20 protein-coding genes are annotated in these 22,634 nt (G+C 61.9%); 15 read left to right on the forward strand and 5 right to left on the reverse strand.

Annotation, left to right across the window (positions count from 1 at the left end):
- The 7 genes from rmuC to A3722_RS19450 form a co-directional block, all read left to right on the forward strand.
- Positions 1-531: DNA recombination protein RmuC (rmuC, locus tag A3722_RS19420; protein WP_150120566.1), on the forward strand; the 531-nt coding region annotated here is incomplete at its 5' end.
- The gene (locus A3722_RS19425) at positions 532-1,545 is read left to right on the forward strand and encodes a pyridoxal-phosphate dependent enzyme (RefSeq protein ID WP_082849549.1); all 1,014 of its coding nucleotides are present in this window, start codon (positions 532-534) and stop codon (positions 1,543-1,545) included.
- Positions 1,546-1,683: 138 nt separating this feature from the next.
- A complete protein-coding gene (locus tag A3722_RS19430; protein ID WP_067629634.1) occupies positions 1,684-3,003 on the forward strand; it encodes an NAD(P)/FAD-dependent oxidoreductase in 1,320 nt (439 codons plus the stop codon).
- Positions 3,000-3,788, forward strand: a complete 789-nt coding sequence (locus tag A3722_RS19435) for a DUF1365 domain-containing protein (RefSeq protein ID WP_067629632.1) — start codon at positions 3,000-3,002, stop codon at positions 3,786-3,788. The genes A3722_RS19430 and A3722_RS19435 overlap by 4 nt, the downstream gene beginning before the upstream one ends.
- Positions 3,785-5,020, forward strand: coding sequence for an MFS transporter (locus A3722_RS19440; protein WP_067629630.1), 1,236 nt, complete (start codon positions 3,785-3,787; stop codon positions 5,018-5,020). The genes A3722_RS19435 and A3722_RS19440 overlap by 4 nt, the downstream gene beginning before the upstream one ends.
- Positions 5,017-5,583 (forward strand): DUF3833 family protein, encoded by a 567-nt coding sequence (locus A3722_RS19445; protein WP_067629629.1) that lies wholly within the window; start codon positions 5,017-5,019, stop codon positions 5,581-5,583. The genes A3722_RS19440 and A3722_RS19445 overlap by 4 nt, the downstream gene beginning before the upstream one ends.
- Complete coding sequence (locus tag A3722_RS19450) at positions 5,580-6,311, forward strand: SDR family NAD(P)-dependent oxidoreductase (RefSeq protein WP_067629627.1); 732 nt, start codon at positions 5,580-5,582, stop codon at positions 6,309-6,311. The genes A3722_RS19445 and A3722_RS19450 overlap by 4 nt, the downstream gene beginning before the upstream one ends.
- Before the next feature lie 3 nt (positions 6,312-6,314).
- Here the strand turns inward: A3722_RS19450 and A3722_RS19455 are convergent, their stop codons facing one another.
- From A3722_RS19455 to A3722_RS19465, 3 genes are read right to left on the reverse strand one after another with little or no spacing between them, the layout of a single operon-like run.
- Entirely contained in the window at positions 6,315-7,370 is a 1,056-nt protein-coding gene (locus tag A3722_RS19455) for a saccharopine dehydrogenase (protein WP_067629626.1), read from the reverse strand.
- Positions 7,367-7,990: a glutathione S-transferase family protein gene (locus tag A3722_RS19460; protein ID WP_067629624.1), complete on the reverse strand. Its 624-nt coding sequence runs from the start codon at positions 7,988-7,990 to the stop codon at positions 7,367-7,369. The genes A3722_RS19455 and A3722_RS19460 overlap by 4 nt, the downstream gene beginning before the upstream one ends.
- Before the next feature lie 26 nt (positions 7,991-8,016).
- Positions 8,017-8,667 carry a histidine phosphatase family protein gene (locus tag A3722_RS19465; protein WP_067629622.1) on the reverse strand — a complete coding sequence of 217 codons (651 nt, stop codon included), beginning with the start codon at positions 8,665-8,667 and terminating at the stop codon, positions 8,017-8,019.
- A 162-nt stretch (positions 8,668-8,829) separates the two neighbouring features.
- On the opposite strand from A3722_RS19465, the gene fdhF reads away from it, so the two are divergent.
- Positions 8,830-11,595 (forward strand): formate dehydrogenase subunit alpha, encoded by a 2,766-nt coding sequence (gene fdhF / locus A3722_RS19470; protein WP_067629619.1) that lies wholly within the window; start codon positions 8,830-8,832, stop codon positions 11,593-11,595.
- Between the two features lie 14 nt (positions 11,596-11,609).
- Positions 11,610-12,803 (forward strand): Zn-dependent hydrolase, encoded by a 1,194-nt coding sequence (locus A3722_RS19475; protein WP_067629616.1) that lies wholly within the window; start codon positions 11,610-11,612, stop codon positions 12,801-12,803.
- 6 nt (positions 12,804-12,809) lie between these two features.
- On the opposite strand, the gene A3722_RS19480 is transcribed toward A3722_RS19475, so the two are convergent.
- Together A3722_RS19480 and A3722_RS19485 are read right to left on the reverse strand one after the other, a co-directional pair.
- Positions 12,810-13,526: a response regulator transcription factor gene (locus A3722_RS19480; RefSeq protein WP_067629613.1), complete on the reverse strand. Its 717-nt coding sequence runs from the start codon at positions 13,524-13,526 to the stop codon at positions 12,810-12,812.
- Positions 13,523-15,433, reverse strand: coding sequence for a hybrid sensor histidine kinase/response regulator (locus A3722_RS19485; protein WP_067629610.1), 1,911 nt, complete (start codon positions 15,431-15,433; stop codon positions 13,523-13,525). The genes A3722_RS19480 and A3722_RS19485 overlap by 4 nt, the downstream gene beginning before the upstream one ends.
- Positions 15,434-15,547: 114 nt before the next feature.
- Between A3722_RS19485 and A3722_RS19490 the strand changes: the two genes are divergently transcribed.
- The 6 genes from A3722_RS19490 to A3722_RS19515 all read left to right on the forward strand — a co-directional run bounded on the left by A3722_RS19490 (position 15,548) and on the right by A3722_RS19515 (position 22,584).
- A complete protein-coding gene (locus A3722_RS19490) occupies positions 15,548-15,970 on the forward strand; it encodes a c-type cytochrome (protein WP_067916388.1) in 423 nt (140 codons plus the stop codon).
- A 159-nt stretch (positions 15,971-16,129) separates the two neighbouring features.
- Positions 16,130-18,100: an AMP-binding protein gene (locus A3722_RS19495; RefSeq protein ID WP_067630072.1), complete on the forward strand. Its 1,971-nt coding sequence runs from the start codon at positions 16,130-16,132 to the stop codon at positions 18,098-18,100.
- Between the two features lie 50 nt (positions 18,101-18,150).
- Positions 18,151-18,969, forward strand: a complete 819-nt coding sequence (locus A3722_RS19500) for an ABC transporter ATP-binding protein (RefSeq protein ID WP_067630078.1) — start codon at positions 18,151-18,153, stop codon at positions 18,967-18,969.
- A gap of 56 nt (positions 18,970-19,025) precedes the next feature.
- Positions 19,026-20,015 (forward strand): branched-chain amino acid ABC transporter permease, encoded by a 990-nt coding sequence (locus tag A3722_RS19505; RefSeq protein WP_067630075.1) that lies wholly within the window; start codon positions 19,026-19,028, stop codon positions 20,013-20,015.
- Positions 20,016-20,144: 129 nt separating this feature from the next.
- Positions 20,145-21,221, forward strand: a complete 1,077-nt coding sequence (locus tag A3722_RS19510; RefSeq protein ID WP_067630061.1) for a branched-chain amino acid ABC transporter permease — start codon at positions 20,145-20,147, stop codon at positions 21,219-21,221.
- An 82-nt stretch (positions 21,222-21,303) separates the two neighbouring features.
- Positions 21,304-22,584: an ABC transporter substrate-binding protein gene (locus A3722_RS19515; RefSeq protein WP_067630058.1), complete on the forward strand. Its 1,281-nt coding sequence runs from the start codon at positions 21,304-21,306 to the stop codon at positions 22,582-22,584.
- Positions 22,585-22,634: the final 50 nt, after the last annotated feature.

The raw sequence follows: 22,634 nt of genomic DNA on the forward strand, positions 1-22,634 counted from the left end.
CGCCGCGCCAAGACCGAAACCGAAACCCGCGCCGCCGCCCAGCAGATGAAGGTCGCCGTGCGGGTGCATCTGAATGCGATTGCCGACAAGTATATTCTGGAGGGTGAGACCGCCGAAGGCGCGTTGATGTTCCTGCCTTCCGAAGCGGTTTATGCCGAATTGCACGCTAACTTTCCTGAACTCGTCCGCGAAGGGTTTGAAAAGCGCGTTTGGATTGTCAGCCCGACGACCTGCATGGCCACGCTCAACACCATGCGCGCGATCCTGAAAGATGCGCGGATGCGCGAACAGGCAGGCGCGATCCGCCGCGAGTTGGGCAATCTGAACAAGGATGTCGAGCGTCTGGCGATGCGTGTCGGCAACCTTGATCGGCATTTCAGCCAAGCGCGGCGCGATGTCGAAGAGATCAAAGTCAGCAGCGAAAAAGCCGCCAAACGCGCGGGCCGCTTGCATAATTTCGACTTCGAAGAACTGGCAGAAAACAAAACCGAGGCTATTGTTCCCCTAAGGACACCCGAAGGGAACGGCTGAATGAACGACGTGGACATTACCGGGATGACGCTGGAGGCGATGCAGACGCGGGCCGCCGCGTTACGCAGCGATATCGTGCAAACACCGGTGGTGACCCTCTCCTCTCCCATGGTCGATGAGGTGCTAGGCGGCGCGCGGGTTGCGCTCAAGCTGGAGTGTTTTCAGCATACCGGCACCTTCAAGGCCCGCGGCGCGTTGTCGGTGGCGCGCCAGCTTGACGACGACACCCGCGGGCGGGGCATCACCGCAGCCAGTGCGGGCAACCACGCCATCGCAGCAGGCTGGGCCGCGGCCAAGCTCGGCATCAGCGCCAAGGTGGTGATGCAGGACAACGCCAACCCCTTTCGCGTCGCCCTTGCCCGTGCCACCGGGGCCGAGGTCGTGATGAAACCCGCCGGGCAAGAGACCTTTGCCGAGGCCGAGCGGTTGGTGCGCGAAGAGGGGCGGTTCTTTATCCACCCTTTCGAGGGGCTGCACACGTCGCTCGGCACCGCGGGGGTTGGGCTGGAACTGATGGCGCAGGTGGCGGACTTGGACGCGGTCGTCGTCTCGGTCGGCGGTGGCGGGCTGATCAGCGGTGTGGCCGCCGCGGTCAAGGCGATCAACCCCGCTTGTCGGGTGTACGGCGTTGAGCCGACAGGCGCCGACAGCATGTCGCGAAGCCTCGCCTCCGGCGCGCCCGTGACCATCCCTGAGGTCAATACCATCGCCGACAGCCTTGGCCCGCCGATGGCGCTGCCGTTTGGCCATGCGCTTTGTGCGGTCTATGTCGATGATGTGGTGACGGTCAGCGACGATGCGATCTGCGCCGGGATGGTGGTGCTGCAGCGGGCCGCGAAATTGGCGGTGGAGCCTGCCGCCGGGGCTGCGATGGCCGGGGCGCTCGGGCCCCTGCGCGCGCAACTGGCCGGGCGGCGTGTGGGGGTGATTGTCTGCGGGGCGAATATCGATACCGAAACCTATCTGGGCCAGATGAGCCGCGGGCAAGCGGCGCTCGACAGCCTCCTGTCCTAGCGCCCCTCCAAGGGGCTTCGCACGCGATCGCGGAACTGCGTGAATTCTTCCAAGAAAATCTATCGGGCGCTGCAACTTTAACTCCCCTTTACCCGTGGGTGCCCCATATCCAAAGTTCCGGACCAAAGCAGGACCCCTATGCCTTTTGAAGCTCTGAACGACAGTACCCTTCCCCGACAGCCGCTTGGTCGGCGTGTCGCCGTGATCGGCGGTGGGATTTCCGGCATGGGGGCGGCGCATATGCTGGCGCCTGCGGACCGCGTCACCCTCTATGAGGCAGGGGCCAAGATCGGCGGCCATGCGCGGACGGTGATCGCGGGCAAGAATGGCGATCAGCCGGTCGATACCGGGTTTATCGTGTTCAATTATGCCAACTACCCGCATCTTGCCGCGCTCTTTGCGGAATTGGACGTGCCGGTTGTGCCGTCGAACATGAGCTTTGGCGCGTCGATTGACGGTGGGCGGCTGGAATATGCGCTGACCAGTTTCAACGCGGTCTTTGCCCAGAAACGCAATATGTTCAGCCCGCCTTTCCTGCGGATGCTGCGCGATATCGTGCATTTCAATAAGAACGCGCTGGCGGTGTCGCGTGACCCGTCGATGACCATCGCAGAGTTTCTCGACCGGCTTGGCACCGGGCGCTATTTCCGCGACTTCTATCTCTCGCCGCTTTCCGGCGCGATCTGGTCCACCCCGACCGAGAAAATCATGGACTTCCCGGCCCATGCCATGGTCAACTTTTTTGAGAACCACGCGCTGCTGAATTATTCCGGCCAGCATCAGTGGTACACGGTGAAGGGCGGCTCGCGGCAGTATGTCGACCGGTTGGAGAATGCTCTGCGCGCCAATGGCGTTGACCTGCGCACCGACTGCCCGGTGCAGGCCGTGCGCCGCACCGCGCAAGGCGCAGAGGTCCGCGCATGGGGCGGTGAATGGGAGGCGTTCGACGAAGTGATTTTTGCCACCCATTCCGATGACACGCTGACGATGCTTTCCGATCCAACAGAGGCCGAAAAGCGCGCCTTGGGCGCAATCCGCTATCAGCCCAATGACATCGTTTTGCACGCCGATGCCAGCATCATGCCCAAGCGGCGTTCTACTTGGGCATCTTGGGTTTATACCGAGGATCGAGAGCAGAAATCAGACCGGATCGACCTGACCTATTGGATGAACTCGCTCCAACCGATTCCGCAGGATGATCTGCATTTTGTGACGCTCAATACCAAACGCAGCATCCGCGAAGATCTGATTTACGATCAAGTCACCCTGCGCCACCCGGTCTATGACCTTGCCGCCTTGGCCGCACAGGACGAGGTGCGCGCCTTCAATGGCAGCCAGAATACATGGTTCTGCGGCGCTTGGATGCGGCATGGCTTTCACGAAGACGGGCTGGCCAGCGCGGTGGATGTGGTCGAGCGGATGCAGGCCGCGCGGGCGGCACCCTTGGCGGCGGAGTGACAACGGGCGTCGATCATATCCGGGGCCAAACCTTTCATGGCCGCAAAGGTGCGGTAGAGAACCGTTTCCGCTATTCGGTCGACTATGTGATCTGCGATGCCGAGGCCACGGCGCTGAGGACGCCCGCGCTTTTCGCCCGCAACGGGCCGGGCCTGACCAGCCTGCAAGACAGTGACCACGGCGGCGCGCCGGGGCAGGGGCGTGGAGCCCTTTGGGTGCGCGAGGTTTTGGCGGCGCATGGCATTGTCGGGGTCGCGCGGATTGAGCTTGTGGCGCAGCCGCGGGTGCTGGGCCATGTCTTCAATCCGGTCAGCTTTTGGCTGTGCCGTCGGGCGGATGATGCGCTGATCGCGGTGATCGCCGAGGTGACGAACACCTATGGCGACCGACATTCCTATCTGTGCCATCATGCAGACCTACGCCCGATCGCGCCCGACGACAGGCTGAAGGCGGCAAAGCTCATGCATGTCTCCCCCTTCCAAGATGTCTCGGGTGGCTATGTCTTTCGTTTCGATATCACCTCTAAGCGGATCGGCATCTGGATCGATTTCTCGGATGGGGAGAACGGGTTGATTGCCACTTTGACCGGGCCGCGTGCGCCGCTGACCAATCGCGGTATCCTTTGGTCGCTGCTGCGCCGCCCTTTCGGTGCGCGACGGGTGCTGGCGCTGATCCATTGGCAGGCGTTGAAGCTTTGGCTGAAACGGGCGGGTTTTCGCGCCCGCCCCGAGGCGCCCAATATCGACGTATCCCGTGATGCGGCGCATGGCGCGGGTGGCCGATGACAGGACGCGCGGCCCGGCTGCCCGCCTATGCGCTTTTCGCGGCATTGCTCGCGTCGGCGGGGCTGCCGATCTACATTCACGCGCCGAAGTTCTATGTCGATGAATACGGGGTCTCGCTGACGGCACTTGGGTCGGTGCTTTTTGGTTTGCGGCTGTTGGACGTGGTGCAGGACCCCGCCCTTGGTTGGTTGGCCCAAAAGCTGCGCGACAAGCGCGGCACTGCGGTGACGGTGGCAGGCGCGGTGATGGCGCTGGCGATGCTGGGGCTTTTTGCTATGCCCGCGCCGGTGGCGCCGGTGCTGTGGTTCGCGCTGATGCTGACGCTGGTGTTTTCCGCCTTCAGCTTTCTGACCATCTGTTTCTATGCACAAGGGGTTGCCAAGGCCGACAGCCTGCCGGGCGCGGGGCATTTGACCCTTGCCCGCTGGCGCGAGACGGGCGCGCTTTTGGGGGTTTGTCTGGCCTCTGTCGCGCCTTTGCTACTGGGCGTCGGGCTGGATCGTCCCTTTGCCGGGTTTGCTGTTGGCTTTGCGATCTTGGCGCTTTGGGCCACGGTCGCCATGCGGGGCGAGTGGCGAGCGGCGGTGCTGCCGATGGAAAGTGACTTCGGCACCGTGTTGCGCGATGCGCAGGCGCGGCGGCTGCTGTTGATCGCGCTGGTTAATGCCGCCCCGGTTGCCGTCACCTCGACCCTGTTTCTCTTCTATGTCGAACTGGCGCTTGAGGCGCCGGGGTGGGAGGGGCCGCTTTTGCTGCTGTTTTTCCTTGCAGCAGCAGCGGCGGCACCGCTTTGGGGGATCTTGGCAGAGCGGCACGGCCCGCATCGGGTGCTGCTGGTCGCAATGGCTTTGGGCATCGCATCCTTCGGCGGGGCGCTGTTGCTGGGGCCGGGGGATGTTGCGCTTTTCGCCTTGGTCTGTCTGGCTTCGGGCGCGGTTTTGGGCGCGGATTTGACCCTTTTGCCTGCCATGTTCGCCAGCCGCATGGCGCAGATTTCCCCCTCGGCTGCCGAAGGTTTTGGCCTCTGGTCCTTCGTCTCCAAATTGACCTTGGCTTTCGCGGCCGTTGCTCTACTTCCAGCTTTAGAACGCGCAGGGCTGCAGACCGCAGCGGGAACCAGTTCCGACACATCCATATCCCTGTTGATCTGGTTCTATGCCGGTGTACCTTGCGCCTTGAAATTGCTGGCGATCGCTCTGCTCGCCAGTGCAAAAGACGTGGAGACACCGTGACAGAGCCGTTGATCTTTATCGCTGTCGGGCTTGGCCTTGGTCTATTGCTCACTTTTTTGCGCCGCCGTTTAGGGGAGTTTCATGGCCAGTCGCCAAGCGACTATGTCGATTCTTTCCCCGTCTTCGACCTGCGGTTGCATCTGCGCGATGAGATGATTTGCGAAGGCGTGATTTTCGGTCCCCTAGGCCGGGTCACCAGCAGCTTCACGGCCAAGTTCGACGTGTCTTGGGAGGGGAATGTGGCCACCGTGGCCGAAACCTTTCGCTATAACGACGGTTCGCGTCAGGAGCGCGAATGGACCGTCACATTGGGCGAGAACGGCAATTTTACCAGCACCGCCCCGGATGTGATCGGCGTGGGGCAGGGCGTTCAGGCTGGACCGACCTTGCAGCTGCGCTATCGTATCCGACTGCCCGAAGAACTGGGCAGTCATGTGCTGAAAACTGTCGATTGGATGTATCTCACCCCCGATGGCACCATCGTGAACCGCAGCCAGTTTCGGAAATTCGGGATCAAAGTAGCAGAATTGGTCGCCACGTTGCGACCGGCGGAGGAAAGATGAAAGACTGGCAAGGCAAGACCTATTGGCTGGTGGGCGCAAGCGACGGGCTTGGGGCGGCACTGGCACATCAGCTTAGCCGCACCGGGGTCGAGGTGATCCTCTCGGCCCGCTCCGAGGACAAGCTGACCGAGCTGGCGCAGGCCCTGCCGGGCCGGGCGCGGGTGCGGGTCTTGGATGTGACCGATGACGCGGATGTGGCGCAGGCGGCAAAGGATGTGGGGCCAATCGACGGGTTGGTTTATCTGGCGGGGGCCTATTGGCCTTTTGGAGCGCAGGAGTGGCAGGCCGAGCATGGTGTGACCATGGCCGATGTGAACTTCACCGGGTTGATGCGTGTCCTGGGACAAGTGGTGCCAGAGATGGTCGCGCGCGACCACGGGCATATCGTCATCACCTCCAGCCTGACCGCCTATCGCGGTTTGCCCGGCTCAATCGGCTATACGGCCTCCAAGGCGGCGACCCTGTCTTTGGCGGAATCGATGCACGCCGATCTGCGCAAGACCGGCGTACAGGTTCAGGTGATCAATCCCGGTTTCATCAAGACCCAGTTGACCGACAAGAACGATTTCAAAATGCCCTTTTTGATGGAGCCGGAAGACGCCGCACGGCGGGTCTATGAGCATATGAACGGCGACAGTTTCAAACTGGATTTTCCCTACGGGTTTTCGCTGCTGTTCCGTTTGGGGCGGTTCCTGCCGGATTGGCTGTACTACCGATTCTTCTCCTGAAGGTCAGACCTCGGCGACATGCTGATCGAACAGATCGCGCGCGCGTTGCCAGACGGCATTGTCCATCTCCGGCAGCGCCCGCAGCGTTGGCAACAACTGGCTGGCAAAATCCTCTGAGCTTTCGCGCGGCAGCATGGACGGCAGATTGTCGATGGCCATGATATCCAACGGCGGGGCGTCATGCACACGCAGCACAGGCTCCGCCCAAGTGGTCGCCCGATCATAGACCTGCACCGGATTGAAAGCGCTGTCGGGGTCGCAGGCAATGTCGCCGATCACCCGCAGGGCGCGCTCTGCTTCGGGGGCATCGGGGCGGACGAAGGCGGGGGTGTCTGGCCCTGCGAGGATGCAGTTGAAGAAATAGGCGTGGTCGAGGATTTCGGGGAACGGCCCGCCATGGGCGGTTTCGGCCATATCCCAGCCGGTGACGGGGATGCCCAAAGCCTCGCAAAGATCGCTCGCCCCGCGCCCCACGCGGCCCAAGGCCCCGATGACCAGCGCGCGGTCGCCGCTCGCGTCGACTTGGGCGAGTTCTTCGGCCAGCGCGGCTTTCAGCGCTTCGGCGTCGGGGTAGGGCGCAACCGGGCCGCAGGTCGCTCCGCGCAGTTGCGCGATGCGGCATTTGACCGACACCGCAGCCCCGGCAAATCCGGCCCAATAGCCAAAGGCGGCAACGCGGCGGCCAGTGTCATCGGTCAGATATTCCAAATCCAGCAAGGTGCCGCCACCGGCCTTGAACCGTGCTAACAGTTTGCGCCCCGAGGATTGGCCCTTGTAGGCATGGCCGAACATGATGTGGACATGCGGCAGGGGCGTGCCGTCTTCGGGCAGCTCCTTCAGGCCAAAGATCACGGCATCGCGCGGGGCGTCGGGCCAGCTATGCGCGGGGACGATCTCGCAGCCCGCCTGCGCATAGGCGGCGGTGGGGATCACGCGGCTGTCGCTGTCTTCGACGCTCACCTTCATGCCAGATGCGATCAGCGCGGCGGCCCCTTCGGGCGTCAGCCCGGTGCGGGTCTCATTGTCGCGCTGTTCGGCGCGCAGCCAAAGATGGGTCATGCCAACATTCCTTTTTCCCGGATGGCCTTCACGCTGGCGCGGTCCTCCATGCGGGCGGCGAAAGCTTTTAGCTGGGGGAAATTGGCGCGGTCGACCCCGTCCCCTTCGAGCCAGCCCGACACGACAAAGAGATAGGGATCGGCCAGCGAGAGCCTGTCGTCCGCGACGTAATCGCCCCGGAAAGCGTGGTTTTCGATATAGGCCGCGCAATCGGCCATGGTCTGCGGCACCTTGGCTTTCATGTCGTCAAAGCTCGATTGCTGATCGGCCCAGCGGTGGCCGCGCATTTTATGCGCGTGGGCCACATGCATGGTCGAGGCGAGGTAGTACATCACCCCGCGCATATGGGCCGCGGCCTCAGGGTCGGTAGGGACCAGCCCCGCCTCGGGCGCGCGGGCGGCGACATAGTCCAACAGCGCGCCAGTCTCGGTCAGGGTGGTGCCCGCTTCGGTCACGAGGGTCGGCACCCGGCCCTTGGGGTTCAACGCCAGATAGGGCGCGGCGGTCTGTTCGGCGCTGGCGAAATCGACCTTCACCGGCTCATAGGCCAGCCCCGCTTCTTCGAGGGCGATGGCAACGGCGACCGAGATCGTGCCGGGGGCGTAGTGGAGTTTCAGCATGGGGGCAGCCTTTCGCGGGCGAGGGATCAGATATGCGTTTGTGCAAGGCGGCGGTCGGGACGGTCAAGATGCGGCACGGCATTGAACAGCACGGGCGACCAATGCCCGCCGATGGGAAAGAGCCGGTGCATCGAAGTATGCATGATCGCCAGCGCCAAGCGCGCCATGGCCGGGATGCCCACGCCCATGGCCTGCGCCATCGCCAAAGAAATCAGCCCGCCCGAGGTCACCACCAGCGCCGGGCCTTCGCCCTCGGCGATCTCGGCCAGCACGGATTGCACGCGGGTCTCAAAGCTCTCGTAGGTTTCCGGGGTGTCGTCCAGCTTGCCCGCTTTCCAATAGTCAAAGACCTGCGGCAGATGGTGCACAAACTCGCCCGCGCGGGGGAAGGGCACCTTGTGCTGTTGCTCCATCAGATTGGCGAGAGTGAAATACTCTAACTCATTCAACCGGGCGTCACGGATGGGTTCCAGCCCGGTCTTCATCGCCTCGGCGGTTTCGATATGGCGGGTCAGGGTGCCGGTATAGAGCCGCGTGTGGTGGCTTTCGCTGTGACGCAGATGCTCGCCTAACCATGCGGCTTGCTCATGGCCAAGCGGGCTAAGTTGGTCATAGCTCAACTCGTCCTTGGCGGTGGAATTGGCTTGGCCGTGGCGGATCAGGGTAATGTGGGACATCAAATGGCTTTCACTGTTCGCCCAAGTGATAGGGCAGCTTGTCGGGCCATACAATCCAATGCGCTGCGGCGGCGTTTATCCGTGACGGGGTGTCGGGATTGGCCCCTGACACGGGCCGGGTTTTGCCTATAGTTTGGTCAATAGCCAGCGGGAGGGGTAGCCATGTCCGAGAGGATCACATTCACGCTTGATGGTCAGACCGTCGAGGCCGAAACCGGCATGACCATCTGGGAAGTGGCCAATGGCCGGGGTCTGAAGATCCCGCATCTCTGCCATAAACCTGCCTCCGGTTACCGCCCCGACGGCAACTGCCGCGCCTGTATGGTTGAGATTGAGGGCGAGCGCGTGCTGGCGGCTTCGTGCATCCGCGAACCAGCCGAGGGGATGGTTGTCACGACCAACAACGCGCGGGCCGAGAATGCGCGCAAGATGGTGATGGAGCTGTTGCTGGCCGACCAACCCGCGCAGGACGTGGCCCATGACAAGTCGAGCCATATGCGCGACATGGCGGCGCAGAGTGGGGTGGAAAGCAGCCGTTTTCCCAAGCTCGAACGGGACCGCATTCCGCTGTTGGACGACAGCCACGTCGCGATGCGCGTGAACCTTGATGCCTGTATCCAGTGCAACCTCTGCGTCCGCGCCTGCCGCGAGGTGCAGGTCAATGACGTGATCGGCATGGCGGGACGCGGGCATGATGCCTATCCGGTGTTTGACATCGACGATCCGATGGGCGCGTCGACCTGTGTGGCCTGCGGCGAATGCGTGCAGGCTTGCCCGACGGGGGCGCTGATGCCTGCCACGGTGGTGGATGAGGCGCAGGTCGGTGACAGTGCGGATTACGACGAAGAAGTCGCCAGCGTCTGCCCCTTCTGCGGCGTCGGCTGTCAGATTTCGCTCAAGGTGAAGGACAACAAGGTCAAATATGTTGAAGGCATCAACGGCCCGGCCAACGAAGGGCGGCTCTGCGTCAAAGGCCGCTTTGGCTTTGACTATATCCACCACGATCACCGCCTGACCAAACCGCTGATCCGCCGCGACGATGCGCCCGTTAAGGGGCTGAACGTCGATCCCGGAAACTGGAGCGAGGTGTTTCGCGAGGCCAGTTGGGACGAGGCGTTGGATTTCGCGGCACAGGGCCTCAAGGGGCGCGGGCGCGAGGTGGCGGGCTTTGGCAGTGCGAAATGCACCAATGAAGAAGCCTACCTGTTTCAAAAGATGATCCGTCAGGGTTTTGGCCATAACAACGTCGATCACTGCACGCGGCTCTGCCATGCCTCATCCGTGGCGGCGTTGATGGAGAATGTGGGTTCGGGTGCAGTGACGGCCACCTTCAATGAGATCGAAAATGCCGATGTGGCCATCGTCATCGGCGCGAACCCGGTTGAGAACCACCCCGTCGCCGCGACCTATTTCAAGCAATTCACCAAACGCGGTGGCAAGCTGATCGTGATGGACCCGCGCGGTGTGGGGCTCCGCCGTTTCTCCAGCCATATGCTGCAATTCCGCCCCGGCACCGATGTGTCGATGCTCAACGCGATCATGCATGTGATCGTCGAAGAGGGGCTCTATGACGAACAATATATCGCGGCCTATACCGAGAATTGGGAGGCCGAGAAGGCACATCTGAAGGACTTCAGCCCCGAGAAGATGGCCCCCATCTGCGGGATCGGGGCCGAGGTGCTGCGCGATGTGGCGCGAACCTTTGCAGGGGCCAATGCGGCGATGATCTTTTGGGGCATGGGGGTGAGCCAGCACATCCACGGCACCGACAATTCGCGCTGTTTGATCAGTCTTGCGCTGATGACCGGCCAAATCGGCCGCTCCGGTGCTGGGCTACACCCGCTCAGGGGCCAGAATAACGTGCAGGGCGCGTCTGATGCGGGGCTGATCCCGATGTTTGTGCCTGATTACCAACCGGTGGAGGACGACGGCGTGCGCAGCGCCTTCACCGACGTCTGGGGCTCGGGTGATTTTAGCGCCGAGAAGGGGCTGACCGTGACCGAGATCATGGACGCGGTGCATGATGGGGACATCAAGGCGATGTATGTGCTGGGGGAAAACCCGGCGATGTCGGACCCCGATGTCGACCATGCGCGCGATGCGCTGGCCAAACTGGATCACCTTGTGGTGCAGGATATCTTCCTGACGGAGACAGCGAATTACGCCGATGTGATCCTCCCCGCCAGCGCCTTTGCCGAAAAGACTGGCACGGTGACCAACACCAACCGTCAGGTCCAAATGGGCCGCCCGGCGGTGACACCACCCGGCGAGGCGCGGGAGGATTGGTGGATCGAGGTGGAGCTGGCCAAGCGGCTGGGGCTGGACTGGAGCTATGAAAGCCCGGCGGATGTCTTTGCCGAGATGAAGCTGAACATGAAGTCCTTTGACAACATCACATGGGACCGTTTGGCGCAGGAGAATGCGGTGACCTACCCGTCGCTCAGCGAAAGCGATCCGGGGCAGGCGATTGTCTTTAGCGAGGGTTTCCCGCGTCCCGAAGGCCGTGCCAAATTCACCCCCGCCGCGATCGTGGCCCCTGATGATGTGCCCGATGCGGAGTATCCGATGATCCTGACCACGGGGCGCCAGTTGGAGCATTGGCATACCGGGTCGATGACGCGGCGGTCCAAGGTGCTCGACGGGCTGGAGCCGGAGGCGAATTGCTCGTTGCACCCGTCGACCCTGCGTCGTCTCGGCGTCGCCCCGGGCGAACATGTGCGGCTTTCGACCAAACGCGGCAGTATCGAGATCATGGCCCGTGAGGACCGCGCCGTGGCCCCTGATATGGTTTTCCTGCCCTTCGCCTATGTCGAGGCCGCGGCGAATATCCTGACAAATCCAGCGGTTGACCCCTACGGCAAGATCCCGGAGTTTAAGTTCTCTGCCGTTAGGGTGGAGGCGGCGAAAGAGGCCGTCGCTGCCGAGTAAGGAAAGTTCTGAAGATGAAGATTGATGCTGCCCGATTTTTGAAAGACCTGCACGACCTGCGCGCCATTGGTGCTGCGGGTGTGGGCAAGGGCGTGGTGCGCCCGGCCTATTCCGCCGCCGATGTTGAGGCGCGGGAATGGCTTGCTGGGCGGATGCGCGACGCAGGGCTGACCGTTGAGGTCGACGCGATGGGCAACCTCTTTGGGCGTGCCGAAGGGCCGTCGATCCTGCTGGGGTCGCATTCCGACAGCCAGCCCGAAGGCGGCTGGCTTGATGGTGCCTTGGGTGTGATCGCCGCACTTGAAGTGGCCCGCGCAGCACAGGAGGCCGGGGGGGCTGCGGTCTCGGTCGTGTCGTTTCAGGATGAAGAGGGGCGCTTTGGCGTGACCACCGGTTCGACCGTCTGGTCCGGCGCTCTGGATCAGGTGGATGCTGACGGTCTCACTGATCATGCTGGGGTCAGTTTGGCGGAGGCGCGCAAGACGATGACGGGCATGGTCACCGGCCCCGTCGATCCGGCGCAGTTCACCGGCTATATCGAGCTACACATCGAACAGGGCCCGACGCTGGATGACAGTGGCGAGCAGATCGGTGTCGTCACAGACATCGTCGGCATCCGCGATATGAAGGTGACCTTTGAAGGCCAGCAAAACCACGCGGGCACCACGCCGATGGCGGTGCGTAAGGATGCCTTTCAAGCAGTATCTGCCTTCAACAGCCTGCTCAATGACCGGCTGCGCAATGTGGTGACACCCAGCACCGTCTGGACGATCGGCCATGTCAGCCTGCATCCCAATGCCTCGTCCATCGTGCCGGGCAAGGCGGTGTTCTCCATGCAGTGGCGGGACGGCGACAGCGACCGTCTGTCCCGGATGGAAGCGATCATCCGCGAGACTGCCGAAGAGGTCGCCCAGACCCGCGGGATGGAACTGTCTTTTGGTCCGATGTTGGGGTTGGAGCCGGTGGCGATGGATGCCCGGCTGCGCGACGCGCTGGCCGAGGCGGCGGAGACGGTAGCGCCGGGCAAGTGGCGCAAGATGCCCTCGGGGGCTTTGCACGACGCGACCAATGTGGCCCGGCTGATGCCTGTGGCGATGTTGTTCGCACCGTCGATCAACGGGATCAGCCATGCTTTCGAAGAGGACACAGCCGAAGACGATCTGGTCGCGGCGGTTGAGGTGCTGGGCCGGGCCGTCGCGGCGCTTTGAGCGCCGTCAGTCCCAATCCACATCGCCAAGGAAGATATAGCCCGCGCCATAGATCGTCTTGATCAATTGCGGGTTTTTCGGGTCTTCGCCAAGTTTCGTGCGCAGCCGCGAGATGCGCACGTCCATCGCCCGGTCAAAGCTTTCAGAGGCGACGCCACCAAGGCTTTCTTGCATCTGCGCGCGGCTGATCAGGCGTTTGGGTGCGTCTAGGAACAGGCGCAGCACCTCGCCTTCGGCATGGGAGAAGGTGACCTCGGTGCCCTGCGCATCCTGCAAGACATAGCGGTCAAAATGCGCGGTCCAGCCGTTGAACCGCGCGGTGGTGCCAGCCTGCGGGGTGGGCTTGGCGCTGCGCAGGCGGGCGCGGATGCGGGCGACCACTTCCGCCGGATCGAAGGGTTTGATGATGTAGTCATCGGCCCCAAGCTCCAGCCCTGTCACCCGGTCCTGCACCTGCGCGCGGCCCGAGATGATGATAACGATCGCGCCTTGTTCCAGCGCCAGCCGATGTACCAGCGTCAGCCCGTCGGTGTCGGGCAGGCTGAGATCGACAAGGCAGACATCGGGCGTATGGTTGGCCAAGGCGGCCTCAAAAGCCCGCGCGCGGCCAAAGCTGAGCGTGTCGAAGCCCGCTTCCTGCAACGTGTCCGACAGCATTTGACGGATCTCGGGTTCGTCATCCAGAATGGTGACCAGTGGGCGCGGGGCGGTATCACGGCTCATGGGGCGGTGGCTTTCAATGGGGCGATCAGCGACAAAAGCGCGTCGGCGTCAAAAGGTTTGCGCAGCACCGGCGCGAGGGTCTGCGCCTCGACAAACAGTGGGTGATCAGCGGGTAGGGAGGTCATCAGCAACAGCGGCAGGCTGCTGCCGACACGGCGGGCAAGGTCGATGCCGGTGCCTTCGCCGGTGAGTTGGATGTCCGAGAGGACAAGGGTGATGTCGGGCAGATCAGCGATCAGGGCCGTGGCCTCATCGGCGCTGGTGGCTTCGATCACCGAATGACCCTGATCCATCAACATGTCGCGCACCACGGCGCGGATATCACTCGTGTCTTCGACCAGCAGCACCAGCCCCGTCGTGGCCGGCACGGCGGCGCGGTAGGGCAGGCGCAGGCTGATTTGCGCGCCGCCCTCGGGGGCATTGCTCAGCCGCAGATCGCCGCCTGCGGATTTGGTCATGTCGTAGACCATCGACAGGCCCAGCCCTGACCCCTCGCTGCCCTTGGTGGTGAAAAAGGGCTCGACCCCACGCTCCAGCGCAGAGGGCGAAAAGCCTGGCCCGGTGTCGTGGATCACCCATTCGATCCAAGTGTCATGCACCAGCCGTTGAGTCAGCGTGATCGTGCCACGCGCGCCGCACGCATCGCGGGCATTAAGGATGAGGTTCAAAAGCGCGTCCTGCACGCGGCCTTTGTCGAGCAGAACAGACCCCTCTGGCGCGTCGTTGCGCACCACCAATGCGCATTTCGGGGGCAGGGTCGGGGCGGCGAGGGTGGAAAGCTCGTTTAAGAGGTCGGCGATATCGGTGGCCGCGGGGCGCAGGGCGCGGGGTTCTGTCACATCGGCGATGGAACTGAGCAGCGTGCCACCCCGCCGCGCGGCGGCAAGCGTGCCTTCGACCAGTTCTTCCGCTTGCGGCGGCATGTTGGGCAGGCGCGCGAGTTTCGATTGCATCCCCAGAATGATCGTCAATAGGTTCGAAAAGTCATGCGCCAGCCCCGAGATCATCCGAGAGGCCAACTCGCGTTTCAGCGTCTGTTGCAGGGCGACGCGGGTCTGGGTTTCTTCGGTGATGTCCATCGACAGGATATAGACCCCGCCGCGCCCATCGGGGGTGAAGGCACCGCGTATCCGGCGGGCAGAGGCGTCATGAGTGAACTCGATCACCGCCGGACTGCCTGCATAGGCTTGGGTCAGCGCCGGTTTGATCCGCGCATAGGCGGAGGCCCCAAGCGCGTCGCTGATGTGCAGACCGTAGATATTGCTGGGCCGCCCCGGCATCACACTGCTCAAGCGGCGGTTGGAATAAATGTAGCGGCCATAATCGTCCACATGGGCGATATGCGCAGGCATCATCTCGGTTGTCAGGCGGGTGCGGGCTTCGCTCTCGGTGACCTGCCGTTTGGCTTCTTCCAGCGCCGTGATCGTCGCTTCGAGCTTGCGGTTGCTGGCGGCGAGTTGTTCGGCATGGGAGAGCAGTTGATCGCTCAGCGCATCGGACCGCGCACGCAACAGCGCCTCTTGCCGTTTGGTGTTGGTGATGTCGGTATAGACGGTGACCCAGCCGCCCTGGGGCAGCGGAGAACCTTCGACGCTGATGGTGCGCCCGTTCGCGCGGGTGCGTTCCATGTAATGCGGCACAAAAGCCTGCGCCTGTTCGACACGCTCGGCCACGAAGGCATCGACATCCGTGACCTCGCCATATTCGCCGGTTCCGGCAAGATGGCGGATCGTATCCTCAAACGGCGCGCCGGGAGTGACCAGTTCATCGGGCAGGTCGAACATGGATTGAAACGGCCCGTTGCAGACCGCAAGGCGCAGGTCGCTGTCATAGATCGTCAGCGCCTGAGCGATCAGGTTCAGACCGGCTTGGGTCAGGGCTTTGGTTTGGTCATCGGTGATCTGCATTGGCATCCGTCGACGGTAGGGCCAGCGCCGCGCAGAGGAAAGGCCAAATGGCGCTTGACCTTCTTGCGCTGGAGGCCCGAAGAAGCGCGGCAAATGAAACCCGAAAGGCAGAGCATGGACAAGAACTTTGGAATGGTGGCGGTGGCTGCGGTGGTCGCGATTGGCGGATATATGTGGTGGCGTGCCGAAGAGGCCCCGGCCCCCACAGCAAGCGGCGCGGCGATGGCAGCCGTTACCCTGCCGGACAGCCTGAGCGAGCAGGCGCAGATCGGCGCGCGTGCATTTGAGGCGAAATGCTCGGCCTGTCACGGGGTCAATGCCGCCGGGCGCGAAGGCGCAGGCCCGCCGCTGATCCATAAAATCTATGAACCCAGCCACCACGGCGATGGCGCCTTTCTGGTCGCGGCAACCAATGGCGTACGCCAGCATCACTGGTCTTTCGGCAATATGCCCCCGGTGGAAGGGATCACCCAGGCCGAGGTTAAATCCATCGTGACCTATGTGCGCGAGGTGCAGCGTGCCAACGGCATCGACTAGCCGCGAAGGGTGCTAAATCGCGCTGTAACAATTCGTTAGGATTCGGAAAAGATCAGGAAAAAGTTGACCTCCACACCTAAGACAACGTCACTTGTGAGATCATAGAATCGCACAAGCGATCGAACCCGCCGGGGAGGGCGGGCATGGGAGGAAGACAATTTGGCCAAGCCGCTGACGCGTGCCGACGGACCTCAGTCCGTGCCGGCGCTGTTGCATCGCAACGCAAGTGAATTCGCAAACGCCCCCGCTTACCGGGAGAAGGAATACGGGATCTGGCAAAGCTGGACCTGGTCGCAAACCCGCGACGAGGTTGAGGCGCTGGCGCTCGGATTTTTGGAGCTGGGACTGGATGAGGGCGATTTCGTCGCTGTTATCGGGCGCAACCGACCATACCTCTATTGGGCGATGATGGCGGCGCAGATGGCTGGCGCCATCCCCGTCCCGCTTTACCAAGACGCCAACGCCGAAGAGATGGCCTATGTCATGGGCCACTGCGGCGCGCGCATCGCCGTGGTGGGCGATCAGGAGCAGGTCGACAAGATCATTGAAGTGCAGGCGCAGCTGCCTGACTTTGAGCGGATGGTCTATCTCGATCCGCGAGGCCTGCGTAAATACGACCACTCCAAGCTGGACCAATACAGCGCCGTGCAGGAACTGGGCCGGGCCAACCGCGAAAAGCACATCGCCGAGTTGGAGGCGCGTCAGGCCAAGCTGAATTACGACTCGACCGGCGTGATGCTTTACACCTCGGGCACCACAGGTAAGCCCAAGGGCGTGGTGTTGAGCAACCGCAACGTGATTGAGACGGCGAAATCTTCGTCAGAGTTCGACAATCTGCGTCGCACGGACGAGATCCTCGCCTATCTGCCGATGGCATGGGTTGGGGATTTCATCTTCTCCGTGGGCCAAGCGCTCTGGACCGGGTTCTGCACCAACTGCCCTGAAAGCGCCGACACCATGCATGTCGATCTGCGCGAGATCGGGCCGACCTATTACTTCGCTCCGCCGCGTGTGTTCGAGACGCAGCTGACCAGCGTTATGATCCGTATGGAAGACGCGAGCCGCTTCAAGAAATGGCTGTTCGATACCTTCATGGCCCATGCCCGCAAGGTTGGGCCTGCGATTTTGGACGGCAAGAAGGTGTCGTTCATGGACCGTGCGAAATATGCGCTTGGTGAGCTGATGATCTATGGCCCGCTGAAAAACACGCTCGGGTTCAGCCGCGTGCGTGTTGGCTATACGGCGGGCGAGGCGATCGGGCCGGAGATTTTCGACTTCTACCGTTCGCTCGGCATCAACCTCAAACAACTCTACGGCCAGACCGAGGCGACGGTGTTCATCACCGCCCAGCCCGATGGCGAGGTGCGCAGTGATACCGTGGGCGTGACCTGCCCCGGCGTGGAGTTGAAAATCGCGGACAATGGCGAAGTCTTCTACCGCTCGCCGGGTGTTTTTGTGGAATACTACAAGAACCCCGAAAGCACCGCAGACACCAAAGATGCCGAAGGCTGGGTCGCCACGGGCGATGCGGGCTTTATCGAAGAAGGCTCGGGCCACCTGCGCATCATCGACCGCGCCAAGGACGTGGGCCAGATGGCCGACGGGCGGCTCTTTGCGCCGAAATATGTGGAGAACAAGCTCAAGTTCTTCCCCAACATCCTTGAGGCCGTGGTTTTCGGCAACCAGCGCAACGAATGCACCGCCTTCATCAACATTGACCTGACGGCGGTGGGCAACTGGGCCGAGCGCAACAACATCGGCTACGCCTCTTACCAAGAACTGGCGCGGCATCCGCAGGTGATGGACACGATCCAAAGCCATGTGGAGGAGGTGAACCGCTCGGTCGCCGAGGATGAGATGCTTTCGGGCTGTCAGGTGCACCGTTTTGTCGTGCTGCACAAAGAGTTGGACGCCGACGATGGTGAACTCACACGCACCCGCAAAGTGCGCCGCAAGATCATCGAAGAGAAATACGCCGATATCATCACCGCGCTTTATGACGGCTCCAAACAGGTCAGCACCGAAACGGAAGTGACCTATGAGGACGGCCGCAAGGGCTCGATCAAGGCGACGCTCGAAATTCGCGACGCGGCGGTGCAGCCGACCAGCCACAAGATGGCAGCGGAATGAGCGCGGCCGGGGCCAGCGCCGGGCAGGCGGGAACTATGGAAAGGGACAGCGTGAAAGATCAGGCTGACAGCTATGTCACCGACGACGGCCGCACCATCGGCCCGACGGTGATGGAGATGAAGAACATCACCCTGCGCTTTGGCGGCGTGGAGGCGATCAAGGACATCTCATTCGACATCCGCGAGGGTGAAATCCGCGCGATTATTGGGCCGAACGGGGCGGGGAAGTCCTCGATGCTCAATGTAATCAGCGGCTTCTACGTCCCGCAGGAGGGTGAGGTTTGGTACAAAGGCGCGCAGCGCCCGCCCATGAAGCCGTTTCAGGTGGCGCAGCAGGGCATTGCCCGGACCTTTCAGAACATCGCTCTTTTCGAAGGCATGTCAGTGCTCGACAACGTGATGACGGGCCGTCTGACCCAGATGAAATCGGGCCTGCTGGCGCAGTCCCTGTGGAAGGGAAAAGCCGAGCGCGAAGAAGTGGAGAACCGCGAGATCGCCGAGAAGGTCATCGACTTTCTGGAGATTCAAGCGATCCGCAAAACCCCGGTCGCGCGTCTGCCTTACGGTCTGAAAAAGCGTGTCGAACTGGCCCGCGCCTTGGCGGCTGAGCCGACGATCCTGCTGCTCGATGAGCCGATGGCGGGCATGAACGTCGAGGAAAAAGAGGACATGTCCCGCTTCATCCTCGATGTGAATGACGAATTCGGCACCACCATCGCGCTGATTGAGCATGACATGGGCGTGGTCATGGACCTTAGCGACCGCGTGGTCGTGATGGACTATGGCCGCAAGATCGGTGACGGCTCGCCCCATGACGTGCGCAACAATCAAGAGGTGATCGACGCCTATCTGGGGGTGGCCCATGACTGAGCGCCGCACCAACACCCGCAATGACACAGCCGTTCTGACTTTGGGGAGGGCCAATGATGCCTGAGCAACTGGCGTTTACAATTGAGGTTTTTCTCAACGGGCTGATGGCCGGGGTGCTTTATGCGCTCGTCGCGCTTGGCTTCGTGCTGATCTACAAGGCTTCGGGTATTTTCAATTATGCCCAAGGTGTTATGGCGCTTTTTGCCGCGCTGACACTGGTCGGGATCATGGACGGGCAGGTGCCCTTTAGCCATCTGATCAACGCGATCTTGGGCACCGAAGTGCATCACTTTGGTTGGCATGTGCCTGCCTTCCTTGCCATTGTGTTAACGATGATCGTGATGATCGTGCTGGCCTATTGCGTGCAGCGTTTCGTGTTCCGCTACCTTGTGGGGCAAGAGCCGATCATTCTGTTCATGGCGACCATCGGCCTGGCCTATTTCCTCGAAGGCGTGGGTGACCTGATGTGGGGATCCGAGATCAAGACGCTCGATGTCGGTCTGCCGCAGGGCATCAACGTCTGGATCGACGAATTCACCTTTGAGGCCACCGGCTACGGCTTCTTTATCGACAACCTCGATATCGTGGCCTCCATCGTCGCGGCGATCCTTGTGATCGGGCTGGTGATGTTCGCACAATACACCAAACAGGGCCGCGCCATGCGCGCCGTGGCGGATGACCACCAAGCCGCGCTGTCGGTGGGGGTTTCGCTCAACTTCATCTGGATCTTGGTCTGGTCGCTGGCGGGTTTTGTGGCGCTGGTGGCGGGCATCATGTGGGGCGCCAAGTCGGGCGTGCAGTTCTCGCTGTCGCTGATCGCGCTCAAGGCGCTGCCGGTGCTGATGCTGGGCGGCTTCACCTCGATCCCCGGCGCGATTGTCGGCGGGCTGATCATCGGTGTGGGTGAGAAGCTGTTCGAGTTCCTGATCGGTGCCCCCTTCCTTGGCGGCGCGACCGAGAACTGGTTCGCCTATATGCTGGCGCTCGTCTTCCTCGTCTTCCGCCCGCAGGGCCTGTTTGGGGAGAAGATCATTGAGCGGGTTTGATACAGGCTACCCGGAAACTGTCCGGGGGACAGTTTCGCCTGCTCAAACGGCGGAGCCCCGGATTGATACAGACATGATGCGCCGCTGTGCATCCAACGACACAATGATCGCAGAAGGGAAATCAGTCTAATGTTCTATCGTGAAGCAGGCGATTTCAGCACGACATACGCCGAAGACCAGCAGACCTTTCCGATCAAGTTCGACCGCTACCGCTACTATGTGGTGCTCTTTGTCGCGATCTTTGTCATTCCCTTTATGGTCAATGACTACTGGGTAAACTCGCTGTTCCTGCCCTTCTTGATCTACGCCATCGCGGCGATCGGGCTGAACATCCTTGTCGGCTATTGCGGGCAGGTCAGCCTTGGCACCGGGGGCTTCATGGCGGTGGGCGCTTACGCCTCCTACAAACTGATGACGGCGATGCCAGATGTGAGCATGTTCATCCATATCCTGCTCGCCGGGTTGATCACCGCCGCCGTTGGGGCGCTCTTCGGCCTGCCAAGCCTGCGGATTAAGGGGTTCTACCTTGCTGTGGCGACGCTGGCGGCGCAGTTCTTCCTTGTGTGGCTGTTTAACCGGGTGCCGTGGTTCTACAACTACTCGGCCTCCGGCCAGATCAGCGCACCTGAGCGGGACACTTTTGGCATCCTGATCACCGGACCGAGCGCCGAAGCCTGGGCCACCTATATGTTCTGCCTGATCTTCACGGTCTTTTCGGCACTGGTGGCGCGCAACCTGACGCGCGGCTCGGTGGGACGTAAATGGATGGCGATCCGCGACATGGACATCGCGGCCGAGATCATCGGGGTGAACCCGCTGCGTGCGAAACTGACGGCCTTTGCGGTGAGTTCTTTCTTCATCGGCATCTCCGGCGCGCTGTTTTTCTCGATCTATCTCGGCGCGGTCGAAGTGGGCGAAGCCTTCGGCATCAACAAATCGTTCCTTGTGCTCTTCATGATCATCATCGGAGGATTGGGCAGCATCTTTGGCAGCTTTGCGGGGGCCGCGTTCCTTGTGTTGCTGCCGGTGCTATTGAAGATCGTCGGCGTCGACTGGCTGGGCTGGCCCACGGATATCGTGGCGCATCTTCAGCTGGTGATCGTCGGCGGGCTGATCGTGATCTTCCTGATCGCAGAGCCGCACGGGCTGGCACAGCTGTGGCGCGTGGCCAAGGAAAAACTGAGATTGTGGCCCTTCCCGCACTAAGGGACGGCCATGAAAAGCGAGGCCGGAGGGAGGAAACCCGGCCCAAACACCCAAGTCGGACAATCCAAGGGAGGAAACACCGATGAAATATAAACTGGGAACACTGGCCGTAGCTGGCCTGATGGCCGCAAGCCCCGTGATGGCGGACCTTGTCTTTCCATCGCTGAGCTATCGTACCGGGCCCTACGCGGCGGGCGGCATCCCCTTCGCCGACGGTTACGCCGATTACTTCACGTTGCTGAACGAGCGTGACGGCGGCATCGGTGGCGAAACCATCCGTGTGCCAGAGTGCGAGACCGCCTATAACACCGAAAAAGGCGTTGAGTGCTACGAGTCGACCAAGGGCGAAGGCGCGCTGGTGTATCAGCCGCTCTCGACCGGCATCACCTACCAGCTGATCCCCAAAGTCACCGCCGACGACATCCCGATGCTGACCTCCGGTCTGGGCCGCACCTCAGCCAAGAACGGCAACACTTTCAGCCACGTCTTTAACTTCCCGGCGAACTACTGGGATGGCGCGTCGGTTGCGATCAAGCACATCATGGAGCAGGAAGGCGGCAGCCTTGAGGGCAAGAAGATCGCGCTCGTGTACCACAACTCCGCCTATGGCAAGGAGCCGATCCGCACGCTGCAAGAGCTTAGCGAGAAGCATGGTTTCGAGCTGAAAGAAGTGCCCGTCGATCACCCCGGTCAGGAGCAGAAATCGCAGTGGCTGCAAATCCGCCGCGACAAGCCTGACTACGTGATCATGTATGGCTGGGGCGTGATGAACCAAGTCGCGGTTCAAGAAGCTGCCAACATCCGCTTCCCGATGGACAAATTCATCGGCATCTGGTGGTCCGGTTCGGAAAACGACGTTCTGGCGGCGGGTGCCAAAGCCGATGGCTATAAGGCACTTACCTTCCACAACGTGGGCTCCGACTATCCGCTTTATGACGATCTGCAGAAATACGTCGTCGATGCGGGCAAAGCTGCCGGCGCAGGCGATCAGGTTGGTTCGGTGCTTTATAACCGTGGCGTCTATGCCGCCATGCTGGTGTCTGAAGCGGCCCGTACGGCACAGGAAATCCACGGTGTGAGCGACATCTCCGGCGGCCAGATGCGCGACGGGATGGAGCAGCTTGAGATCACCGAAGAGAAGATGGCGGCGCTTGGCTTGCCGGACTTCGGGCCTGAGTTCTCGGTCTCCTGTGAAAATCACGGTGGTGAGGGCTTTGTCGCCGTGACCCAGTGGGATGCGGAAGCCAAGGAATGGAACCTCGTGTCGGACTTCATGCAGTCGGATCAAGACGTGATCCAGCCGCTGATCGATGCGGATAGCTCGGCCTATGCCGACGAAAACGCCATCGAAGGCAACTGCTAAGATACCGCTCCCGGCTGCCCTTCTGGGTGGCCGGGAACCTACCCAAGCGC

Source organism: Sulfitobacter sp. HI0027, from assembly GCF_001634775.1.
Taxonomy (GTDB): Bacteria; Pseudomonadota; Alphaproteobacteria; order Rhodobacterales; family Rhodobacteraceae; genus Sulfitobacter.

Excerpts from the sequence above, each read along its gene's own strand:
- A3722_RS19425 (WP_082849549.1), top strand. The coding sequence starts at position 532 with ATGAACGACGTGGACATTACCGGGATGACGCTGGAGGCGATGCAGACG.
- A3722_RS19430 (WP_067629634.1), top strand. The coding sequence starts at position 1,684 with ATGCCTTTTGAAGCTCTGAACGACAGTACCCTTCCCCGACAGCCGCTT.
- A3722_RS19440 (WP_067629630.1), top strand. The coding sequence starts at position 3,785 with ATGACAGGACGCGCGGCCCGGCTGCCCGCCTATGCGCTTTTCGCGGCA.
- A3722_RS19450 (WP_067629627.1), top strand. The coding sequence starts at position 5,580 with ATGAAAGACTGGCAAGGCAAGACCTATTGGCTGGTGGGCGCAAGCGAC.
- A3722_RS19455 (WP_067629626.1), bottom strand. The coding sequence starts at position 7,370 with ATGACCCATCTTTGGCTGCGCGCCGAACAGCGCGACAATGAGACCCGC.
- A3722_RS19460 (WP_067629624.1), bottom strand. The coding sequence starts at position 7,990 with ATGCTGAAACTCCACTACGCCCCCGGCACGATCTCGGTCGCCGTTGCC.
- A3722_RS19465 (WP_067629622.1), bottom strand. The coding sequence starts at position 8,667 with ATGTCCCACATTACCCTGATCCGCCACGGCCAAGCCAATTCCACCGCC.
- fdhF (WP_067629619.1), top strand. The coding sequence starts at position 8,830 with ATGTCCGAGAGGATCACATTCACGCTTGATGGTCAGACCGTCGAGGCC.
- A3722_RS19475 (WP_067629616.1), top strand. The coding sequence starts at position 11,610 with ATGAAGATTGATGCTGCCCGATTTTTGAAAGACCTGCACGACCTGCGC.
- A3722_RS19480 (WP_067629613.1), bottom strand. The coding sequence starts at position 13,526 with ATGAGCCGTGATACCGCCCCGCGCCCACTGGTCACCATTCTGGATGAC.
- A3722_RS19485 (WP_067629610.1), bottom strand. The coding sequence starts at position 15,433 with ATGCAGATCACCGATGACCAAACCAAAGCCCTGACCCAAGCCGGTCTG.
- A3722_RS19490 (WP_067916388.1), top strand. The coding sequence starts at position 15,548 with ATGGACAAGAACTTTGGAATGGTGGCGGTGGCTGCGGTGGTCGCGATT.
- A3722_RS19505 (WP_067630075.1), top strand. The coding sequence starts at position 19,026 with ATGCCTGAGCAACTGGCGTTTACAATTGAGGTTTTTCTCAACGGGCTG.
- A3722_RS19510 (WP_067630061.1), top strand. The coding sequence starts at position 20,145 with ATGTTCTATCGTGAAGCAGGCGATTTCAGCACGACATACGCCGAAGAC.
- A3722_RS19515 (WP_067630058.1), top strand. The coding sequence starts at position 21,304 with ATGAAATATAAACTGGGAACACTGGCCGTAGCTGGCCTGATGGCCGCA.